Source organism: Methylocaldum sp., from assembly GCF_039794385.1.
Taxonomy (GTDB): Bacteria; Pseudomonadota; Gammaproteobacteria; order Methylococcales; family Methylococcaceae; genus Methylocaldum.
This window is the reverse complement of the sequence record NZ_JBDIVO010000203.1, coordinates 1-9004: the sequence shown is the minus strand read 5'-3', so window position 1 is coordinate 9004 and position 9004 is coordinate 1. Positions and strand designations below refer to the sequence as shown.

The 9004-nt window shown below is 60.9% G+C and carries 5 protein-coding genes; 2 read left to right on the top strand and 3 right to left on the bottom strand.

The window, feature by feature from the left end; translation table 11 throughout:
- Positions 1-55: 55 nt before the first annotated feature.
- Positions 56-1795, bottom strand: coding sequence for a hypothetical protein (locus ABJK70_RS16045; protein ID WP_347258464.1), 1740 nt, complete (start codon positions 1793-1795; stop codon positions 56-58).
- A gap of 288 nt (positions 1796-2083) precedes the next feature.
- Between ABJK70_RS16045 and ABJK70_RS16040 the strand changes: the two genes are divergently transcribed.
- On the top strand, positions 2084-3337 hold the full coding sequence (locus tag ABJK70_RS16040) for a cysteine desulfurase-like protein (RefSeq protein WP_347258463.1): 1254 nt from the start codon (positions 2084-2086) through the stop codon (positions 3335-3337).
- A gap of 176 nt (positions 3338-3513) precedes the next feature.
- On the opposite strand, the gene ABJK70_RS16035 is transcribed toward ABJK70_RS16040, so the two are convergent.
- Positions 3514-4629 (bottom strand): hypothetical protein, encoded by a 1116-nt coding sequence (locus ABJK70_RS16035; RefSeq protein WP_347258462.1) that lies wholly within the window; start codon positions 4627-4629, stop codon positions 3514-3516.
- A gap of 509 nt (positions 4630-5138) precedes the next feature.
- Between ABJK70_RS16035 and ABJK70_RS16030 the strand changes: the two genes are divergently transcribed.
- Positions 5139-7727 (top strand): transporter substrate-binding domain-containing protein, encoded by a 2589-nt coding sequence (locus tag ABJK70_RS16030; protein ID WP_347258461.1) that lies wholly within the window; start codon positions 5139-5141, stop codon positions 7725-7727.
- A gap of 89 nt (positions 7728-7816) precedes the next feature.
- On the opposite strand, the gene ABJK70_RS16025 is transcribed toward ABJK70_RS16030, so the two are convergent.
- Positions 7817-9004: glucose-1-phosphate adenylyltransferase (locus ABJK70_RS16025; RefSeq protein ID WP_347258460.1), on the bottom strand; the 1188-nt coding region annotated here is incomplete at its 5' end.

The window sequence follows — 9004 nt, the reverse complement described above, 5'->3', positions numbered from 1 at the left end:
TAGCTTGCCCGAACCGCGACACCCGTGGTCGACTCTGTCCCGTCCGGAAGCCGCTTTAACGTACCAACCGCTCCAAGTGGCGCAGGATCCCGTCGGGTTCGGCCACCGCCATGCGGGCGATGGCATCGGCACGCGCCTGAGTGTCCGCGACCGCGTAGATTCGCAGTTCGTCGGCATTGCCCGAAGGCCGCAGATGGGCCACGTCCCCGTTGCGGAATCGTATGCGTACCCCGTCGATGAAATTCAGGGTCGTAATGGCGCCGAAACCGAGATCTGCCGTGAAGAAACCGGTGAGTTCCCGCCGAATCGCATCGAGTTTAGGAATTTCCACATCCGCGGTTTCGAGTTTCCGGCCGTCTGTACTCAGCACCGAGGTACCGTCGGGCGAGAACCGAACCTCGCCGATTGCTGGCTCGGAAGGCGAGAAACGTTTGACGATCTCGAGGCCGACCGATCTCGGAAACTGCTTGAGCAGTGCGGCGCGGCTGTAGCGTTTGGGTAATGAAGCGAACAGCTCGGTTAGACCGAGTCCCTGTTCCCGGCCGGCACAAAGCACGGCGAGAATGGGCAGGACAGCGTCGCGCGTGGGCAGCGCCTTGAGGGTCTTGCCGTTCCTGAGGATATCCGAGCCGGTCAGAAATCCGCCATTGGCTTCCCAGCCGCAGACTGCTTTTTTGCCGCGCGCACGCGCGGCTTCCATGCCGGCAATGACGAACGGCGAACCGATGCGCGTCTTGGGTTCGGTGATGTCCTTGAGCGCGCCTCGGTCTATGCCATCGTTGCAGCTGATCGGTACGACCGCGGCATCTGCCCCCAAATATTCCGCCGTAATCATCCCCACCAGATCGCCCCCGAAAAAGCGCACGGCGGAGGTTTCGGGATCAACGCCGAGAATCAGCGGACGATCGCTGTCGCCATCGGTGGAGACTACGGCATCGATCCGGCCGTGTTTCGCCACGGTCTCGTCGAACAGCGTCTGAATAACCGTGAGCTGTTCCGCATTGATGTTTTCGGTATCGATCGGGACGAAGGTTTCGCTGCGCCCGGCGACGACGACCTCGGCGCCGAGTTCGCGCAGGATTTCGACCACGAGATCCCGTCCCACGGCCGAATGCTGGTACACCAGGAGGCGTAGCCCTTTCAGCGACTCGGCACCGAAGAAATCCGCGTAGCGCTTGATGTAGGCGGTGGCGGCCTCGCCGCTTTCGGCGGAGAGTTCGAGGTGGCCAGCCTTGAACTGCCCGTGCTCATCGAACAGGGAATCGGCAAAAGACTGGCCGTATAGCTTTTCCCGCACCTCCCGCACCTTTTCGTTGATGGGCTGCTCATGCTGTTTCAGCAGTTCCCCGCGCGACGTGTTGGTCTTGTAACCGTTGCGGTCGAAAGGGATGTGGCTGCCCGTCACCATGATGCTGCCCTTGCCGCGTGACACGGCATAGTAGGTCAGTGCCGGCGTCGGAATGCGGCCGAGATTCACCGGCCTCATGCCGGCGGTGCGGATGGCGCGCTCGACGGCCTGGGCAATTTCTCCGCGCCGAGGTTCCCCGTCGATGAAGCGGCTGGAACTGGGGCGCAGATCGTAGGCGAAAAAGAAATCCTCGCCGCGCACGATGCCGCCCTCGGCAAGCGGCAACGACTGCAGGTATTCGAGCTCGGCGAGGGCGTTGATGAAGATTTCCAGTTGGCTGAGGTGAATCAGCAGGCCACGGCGCCCGCTGGTTCCGAATTGTAGTGTTTGCGGCTCATGCTCCAGCCGCGAACGAAGCGATTCTTCTCGAGGAATAACGGATGTCATGTTGGGCAGGTGTGTCCATGGTTCGAATATCGCCTAAGTGTTCCATCAACCGGGCGACTGGGCAAGCCGAGCGCAGATCCGACCGGGGAGAACGACGGACTTTGAAAAACTGGTCACAGGCTGATTTCAAACCAAATCGAAACCACCGCCCCGGATTCGACCGAAACGAGCGTCTCATCCTTCGCCGGCATCCTTTGTGTTAACCTGTCCGCGGTCCAATGCTAAGACCGACGAAAAACCGGTTGGCGCTCCGATGGACAGGCCGACCGTATCACAGAGGAGTCCGCCATGGCGTCTATTGATCTCGAATGGATACGTTCCCAGTTCCCGGCACTCGCTCAAGGCACCGGCAGCCAGCGCCCCGTTTTCTTCGATGGACCCGGCGGAACCCAAGTGCCTCAATCGGTGATGGATGCCATGAGCCGCTATCTGGCAACATCCAACGCCAATGCGCATGGCGCTTTCGTCACCAGCCGGCGGACCGATGAGCTGATCGCCTCGGCTCGCTCCGCAGTCGCGGATTTTTTGGGTTGCAGTGCCGATGAAGTGATCTTCGGCGCCAATATGACCACGCTCGCCTTCGCTTTCAGCCGAGCCATAGGGCGCAGCTTGAAGCCCGGCGACGAAATCGTCGTGACGCGGCTAGACCACTACGCGAATGTTTCCCCCTGGTACGCGTTGGAAGAAGTCGGCGCGGTGGTTCGTGTCGTCGATATCCATTTGGAAGACTGTACACTCGACATGAGCGATCTGGAGCGGCAGCTCAGCGAGCGGACCCGCGTGGTCGCGATCGGATATGCTTCCAACGCGGTCGGCACCGTCAACGACGTTGCTAAAGCGGTACGTCTGGCCCATGCGGTCGGCGCGCTGGTTTTCGTCGATGCGGTTCACTACGCACCGCACGGCCCGATCGACGTACGCGCTCTCGATTGCGATTTTCTCGCTTGTTCCGCCTACAAATTTTTCGGTCCGCATGTCGGCATCCTGTTCGGCAAACGCGAGCATCTCGCCCGCTTTCGGCCTTACAAAGTGCAACCGGCTCCGGATGAAGTCCCTTCGTGCTGGGAAACCGGAACCCTGAATCACGAAGGCTTGGCCGGGCTGATTGCGACGATCGATTATTTGGCGGAACTCGGCCGGCGTGTTTCGTCTTCCCCAGAAAACCGCCGCGACGCCTTGATCGTGGCGATGGAAGCAAGCCGGCAATACGAACGTCGCCTGAGCGAACGCTTGATTCAGGACCTGTTGCAAATAACCGGCCTGAAGCTTTATGGCATAACTGACCCTGCTCGCTTCGACTGGCGAACGCCGACCGTTGCCATAACCCTAGCCGGCCACACGCCCTATGCGGTCGCCGAACGATTGGGCGATCGCGGCATCTTCACCTGGCACGGCAATTTCTATGCGCTCGGCCTTACCGAAAAATTGGGCGTCGAATCGACGGGCGGCCTGCTGCGAATCGGGCTTTTGGCCTACAACACCTTCGACGAGATCGATTGTTTGTTGAATGCGCTGGACGAAATCAGCGCCGCTTCGGCCTGAAGCGGCCGAAGCGGCACTTTTTATTTCCTGGTCAGCGTATCGTTCCGCCATTGCCGGTATGCGGGGCGATTTCTAAAACGATCCCGCGATATCGCCGATTGCTGTTTAGGACGGAATCTTCCCGGCCGTTTGCACAGCGATCACCGTTCGCGATCAAAGGTGCCGCTCCATCGACCCTATCGTCGCCGCTGTCCGTCCGTAGCGCCGTCGTCGTCGCCTTCATCATTATCGTGATCGTTGCCGCCGTCGGTCGGCGTAGCGACGGCTACCCCTGTCGGCTCCACGATATTCGGATCGGTAATGGAAGTCAGCAAGGCGCCGGTGTCGGCGTCGTACACGTTCAGGGCGTTGGCGAAGTATTCCGGGACGTACAGCTTGGTCCTGTTCGGATGCAGTGCCATTTGATCCATCCCGTAGAATCCGAACGTCACCGAAATTGGAATCGACAACTGCGGCCTGGCGCCCAATTCCGCTGTCGCGGCCTTATAAGAGAAAACATCCACGAAACCGTCGTAGCTGCTTCTGGCAAAAACCCGGTCCCCGGCCGGATCGACGAAGCCCGAAATTCCGAAGTTCCCGGATAGGGCGCTTGTATTGACTCGCTTCAACCCCGGCACCGTAAACGAGGTTATATCGCCGGACAAAGTGGTGACGACGAGACCCGAGCGACCGTCCGGGGCGCAAAAGACGTTGTTGGGTTCGTCATTGAGAGACAAGACCTCGCCGGTATCCGTTAAGGCGCCGTCGCCATCGATCGTCAGCCGGCGCACCGTCCCGCTGGTAGAGGTCGCCAGCACCGAACCGTCGCGGCAGACATCCACCGAATTGGTGTCGGAGTCCACCGATAAGGTTTGGATTTCGCGCTGGGCGGCGATATCGATGACCGAAATCGGTTGAACGGCGTTGCCATCGGACGCCACCAAATATTTGCCGTCGGGGCTGATCGACAGATCCTCGCCAAAATTGGAGATGCGAATCGGATTGGTGCCCTCGGCAAGGCGGGGAGGAGATGCGGTCAAGTCGATGACGGAAACTTCATTATTGAAGTTGGTCACAAAACCCCATTTCTGATCCGGCGTGATGAGCACATCGCCGATGGTGCCCGGAGGTATGGGCACCGTTCCCAGCACGCTATCGGTGTCCGCATCGAATACCGTGACCGTGGATTCGGTGTTATCCGCCACCATACCGAGAGTCCTGGCGGAAACCGCGGGCGACTGTAAGGCCAAGGCCATGACCGCGCCATTGAGTACCGCCATCAGGCGCATCCTTTTTCCGTAATCGTTTGTCATGATTATCCATCCCTGTCGATGTGAGAGACAGCCGCTGTTCATGCGGCCTCCAAGTCCACGCTGCCGCTATGGCGAGACGATCCCCGATAGAAACGCCTATCCGGCACGGCCTCGCAGCCGACACACGAAGTTCGGTCGGAGAAAAAGATGTAAAACCTTTAGACAGGTTTTGCATCGGACCATTCGCATCGGACCCGAGAATTTGCGTAGAGTGCCCGTACCTTGCGGTAGACACATCTTCCAGGCAGTATGGACACCAGCGCTCTTAGGGAAGCTCTATCGTTTCGCTGGTTTTCAGGCACGACGCTGGCGTCTGTATGCGGGACGGAACGAATCGCAAACGGGCTTTGAACTTAGAGCATGACAATCGCTCTATGGGGCAATGCTGTTTGAATTACAACAAACATGTTCTCTGCGATAGTTGAGCAGCGCGGCCGGGGTAATCACGCTATGCGTCTGACAGTGCGGTTTGGGAGACACAGCGCCGCGCTGTTTGCGGTTTCCAGGGAATGAACATGGACATCGCCGTGGCCGTTCGAAAAGACCTGGGACAGACTTGCCGACCCACCGTTCGGGTGCATCCGAAAGCCGGTTTCGGACTGAACTCGGCGGCGTGGTTTCGGCGGTGGCTCGTACCGTGGAGCGTGCGACTAACGCTCTTCCTGTGCTTGATCGTGCCCTGCTTGGTCCGGGCCGAGCCGGATCGTCCTCTCGTTGTCGGATCGGAGATCGGCTTTCCGCCCTATGCCGATGTCGATGCCGAGGGCCGACCGACCGGCTTCGCCGTCGAGCTGTTCGCCGCGGCGGCTGCGGCGGTGGATATTCCCGTCACTTTCCGTCCGGGCCGATGGGACACCATCTGGCAAGCCTTAAAGGCGGGCGAACTAGATGCTCTGCCCCTGGCCGCACGCATCGACGAACGTGAAGGGCAAGTGGAATTCACCCGGCCGCATACCATCGGATACGACAGTTTCTTTGTCCGCAAGGATCGTCCGCACATTCATGCCGTCGGCCAGGCCCGCGGCCTGAGCATCATCGTCTTGCGCTCGGATGCCGCTCACCAGGCCCTCGTCAGCCGCGGCTTCACCCATCAACTGGTGATCGTCGACAATCTGGCCGACGGCTTTCGTCTGTTGGCATCGGGGCAGCACGACGCGGTGCTGGCGCCGAGGCTGCAGGGAGACATGCTGGTGCAGACGAGCGGGCTCGCCGGAGTCATCGAAGCCGGTCCGCTGCTCAGGGATTACCGGCGGGAGTTCTGCTTTGCCGTGCGCAAGGGCCATACCGAACTGCGCGACCGTCTCGACCAGGGTCTGGCCATCGTCAAGGCGAACGGGGAGTACGATCGGCTTTACAGGAAATGGCTGGGCATCTACGAAACCCCGACGTTTCCGGTCAAACACGTCGCCTGGGGCGCGGGAGCGATCGCCGTCCTGCTCGCGCTCCTGGGCCTTTGGACCAGACAACTGCGCCGGCAGGTGGCGCTCCGCACCGCGGAACTGGGCCGGGCCGTCGCGGCCGTGCAGGCGGAACGCGAGCGGCTGCATGACGTGCTGCAGGCGCTTCCGGTTTCCGTGGTATTGCTGTCGCGAGACTACCGGATCGTGTTCGCCAATCGCTTCTTCGAACAGCGCTACGGCAAGGCATTCGGGCGGCGCTGCCACGACTACCTGTTCAACCGCGCCGAGCCTTGCGAGGTCTGTGAGACTTTCAAGGTCCTGAAGACGGACGCGCCTCTGGATTGGGAGTGGACCGGCCCGGACGGTTACGACTACCAGATTCACGATTTTCCGTTTACCGACACGGATGGTTCTCCGATGATCATGGAGGTCGGCATCGATGTCACCGAGATCAATCGGGCCAAGCAGGCCCTGAGGGAAGCCAATGCGTCGCTGGAACAGCGCGTCGCCGAGCGCACGGCCGAACTGGAGGCGGCACGACGGGAAGCGGAGGAGGCACGCGACCTCTTGCACGTAACCATGGACAATGCCCCGGCCCTGATGTCCTATATCGATGCCGACGGCCGATACCGCCGCGTCAACAAGGCCTATGAGCAATGGTTCGGTTACGGCTGCAAAGAGATGTATGGGCGTCGTATCTGGGATGTCCACGGCGAAGCCGCGTGGCAGTCCCTCGCTCCTTATGTCGAGAGGGCTCTGACGGGAGAACGGGTCGCTTTCGAAATTCCGGTGTCCTACGCCGAAGGCGGAAAGCGCTGGATTCACGCCACGTACTCCCCGGATCTCGATGCGGCAGGGCGGGTCCGAGGATTCGTGGCGCACGTGGTCGACATCACCGAGCGCAAACAGGCCGAAGATGCGTTACGCGAAACCGACCGGCGCAAGGACGAATTCCTGGCCATGCTCGCCCATGAACTCCGAAATCCCCTGGCGCCGATCCGCAACGCCGTTCAAATCATGCGCAGGCTGGGGGCGGCGGATGCCAAGCTGCCATGGGCGCGAGACGTGATCGATCGCCAGGTCGAGCACTTGACCCGGCTGGTGGACGATCTCCTGGATGTCTCCCGGATCAGCCGCGGGAAGATCGAACTCAAGAAAGAACCGCTTGCCCTGGCCGATATCGTGCAGCGGGCGGTGGAGACCAGTCGGCCGCTGATCGAGGCCCGCCGGCATCGATTCGCCGTGCATCTTCCGCCGGAACCGGTCAGCGTCGAGGGCGACCTGGTCCGTCTGGCGCAGTCGGTGTCGAATCTGCTCAACAATGCCGCCAAGTACACGGACGAAGGGGGGCAGATCACTCTGACCGTCGAGCCGTCCGAATGCGATGTCACGATTCGGGTCCGCGACACCGGCCGCGGCATCGATCCCGCGCAGGCAGCCAGCCTGTTCGACCTGTTCTATCAGGTGGATCACACCCTCGACCGGGCCGAAGGAGGCCTTGGGATCGGCCTCTGCCTGGTGAAACGCCTGGTGGCGATGCACGGCGGCGACGTATGGGCTTTCAGCGAGGGACTGGGTAAGGGTAGCGAGTTTGCGATCCGCCTGCCGCGCTTGCCGGAATACCCGGCGGTTCATCCCCTTGCCGTTCGGGGCGGCGCCGGCGAGCGGCGGATCTCGCTGCTTGGGCCGTCATCTTGAGGTCGGGACGTAAGGCTTGCAATCGCCCCACGGCCAGTATCCGGTGCGGGTTGTTCGCGCCGGAAAGCCGGAGCGTTCCGGCCGGTCGGTCAATAGACCGAAGCCGGTCCGCGCTTGCCTTTCGGTACGATGGTGATCCGGGGCGGGGATGCCGGACTTTGGTTCTTGTCGAGATATCGTCCGTCGCCGATGACGGAACCGGGCGGAATGATGTTGTAGCGATCGACGATGGTCCGGCGAAGTTTCGAGCCCCGGCCGATGACGGTGTAATCCATGATGATGCACTCGTCGATATCCGCGTCCGGCTCGACGATCACTTCGCGCCGAATCACCGAACGGTTGATCCTGGCGCCCCGGATAATGGTGCCCGCGCCGAGAATGCTGTTCCGGACTTCGCCGTCGATGATGCGGGTGTCCGGTCCGAGATAATTGTCGGAATAGATCGGCCAGCTCGGATTGAAAATTTCAAAGCGCGGCTCCTCGCCCAGCATATCCATATGGGCCGCGAAATAAGCGTCGATCGTGCCGACATCGCGCCAGTAAGGCTGCTCTTCGTACGGTTTGATTCCGGGGACCTGGTTCAAGGCGAAATCGTAAACGCACACCTTATGCGTGTGGATCAGCCGCGGCAGGACGTCCCGCCCGAAATCCTGTTCGCTGCACGGCCGAATGGCTTTGAGCGTGTCGATCAATACCTCGGTGCTGAAGATGTAATTGCCCATGGACGCGAGCGCTCTCCGGGGATTGCCGGGCATCGGCCTCGGACTGGCCGGTTTTTCCTCGAACTCCGCCACCCGCCCGGCATGATCGGGACGGATGATGCCGAAGGCCGAGCATTGCTCCAGCGGCATGGGCAGAGCGGCGACGGTGACATCCGCGTGTTGATCGAGATGAAAGCGGACCATTTGATTGATGTCCATGCGATAGACGTGATCGGACCCGAACACGGCCACCACGTCGGGGCGATGATGTTCGATCAGCCCCAGATTCTGGTGGACCGCATCGGCGGTGCTTTGGAACCAGTCCGGTCCGTCCCGCATCTGGGGAGGCACGACGGTGACGAAATGTCCCGCAATCAAATGAGATATCGACCAAGCCCTGCGCACATGCTCGATCAAGGATTGGGACTTGTATTGGACGAGCAGGTAAATCGAATGGATTTCGGAGTTGACCAGATTGCTCAGCACGAAATCCACGATGCGATACCGGCCGCCGAACGGAACCGCCGGTTTCGAACGTTCAGCCGTGAGTGGAAGAAGGCGGTTGCCCGCGCCGCC

Excerpts from the sequence above, each read along its gene's own strand:
- ABJK70_RS16045 (WP_347258464.1), bottom strand. The coding sequence starts at position 1,795 with ATGACATCCGTTATTCCTCGAGAAGAATCGCTTCGTTCGCGGCTGGAG.
- ABJK70_RS16040 (WP_347258463.1), top strand. The coding sequence starts at position 2,084 with ATGGCGTCTATTGATCTCGAATGGATACGTTCCCAGTTCCCGGCACTC.
- ABJK70_RS16035 (WP_347258462.1), bottom strand. The coding sequence starts at position 4,629 with ATGACAAACGATTACGGAAAAAGGATGCGCCTGATGGCGGTACTCAAT.
- ABJK70_RS16030 (WP_347258461.1), top strand. The coding sequence starts at position 5,139 with ATGAACATGGACATCGCCGTGGCCGTTCGAAAAGACCTGGGACAGACT.